The sequence below is a fragment of the Novosphingobium naphthalenivorans NBRC 102051 genome (assembly GCF_001590985.1).
Classification (GTDB): domain Bacteria; phylum Pseudomonadota; class Alphaproteobacteria; order Sphingomonadales; family Sphingomonadaceae; genus Novosphingobium; species Novosphingobium naphthalenivorans.
Genome location: NZ_BCTX01000216.1, coordinates 1 through 747, shown reverse-complemented (window position 1 = coordinate 747; position 747 = coordinate 1). Strand labels below are relative to the sequence as shown.

At 63.1% G+C, this 747-nt stretch carries 1 protein-coding gene; it reads right to left on the bottom strand.

Annotated elements, in window-relative coordinates; all coding sequences use genetic code 11:
• On the bottom strand, positions 1-747 hold a 747-nt coding region (istA, locus tag NN5_RS24800), incomplete at both ends, for an IS21 family transposase (protein WP_157081340.1).

The window sequence follows — 747 nt, the reverse complement described above, 5'->3', positions numbered from 1 at the left end:
ACATGGGAGCGTTCGATGATCCGTCTATGCTCGCACAGGATCTGCCCCTCAGCGGCAATGACGATCCAATCAGGATAAACCCGCAAGCTCACCGGCCGGTTGGCGAAGGAAGCAGGGACGCTGTAGCGGTTGCGTTCGAAGGATATCAGGCAGGTCGGCGACACCCGCTTGGTATGTTCAACGAAGCCGTCGAAGGGGCGCCCCAGCGGCATCAGGCTCGCGATCTCTGCGGCATGCACGTCGGCGATGGTGCCGGGCAACACACCGTGCGGAATCTCGCCCCACTGCGCGATGCATTGCTCTTCGAGCCAGGCGTTGAGCGCATCGATATCCGGGAAGGCGGGCATCGCCTGCCATAGCCGCCGACGGGCATCCTGAACGTTCTTCTCAACCTGGCCCTTCTCCCATCCCGAGGCCGGGTTGCAGAACTCCGGTTCGAACAGGTAGTGGCTCGCCATAGCCGCAAAGCGGGCGTTGACCTGCCGAGCCTTGCCGCTGCCGATCTTGTCGACCGCGGTCTTCATGTTGTCGAAAATCCCGCGCTGCGGCACGCCGCCCAGCACCCGGAAGGCCTGGGTCATCGCATCGAACAGCATCTCGTGGGTTTGGAGCGGATAGGCGCGGACGATGAACGCCTTGCTGTGCGAGAGCTTCGTGTGCGCCGCCTGCAGCTTGGTTTGCCTGCCGCCGATCATCGCCCAGTCTTCACTCCAGTCGAACTGGAAAGCTTCGCCGGGCTGGAACACC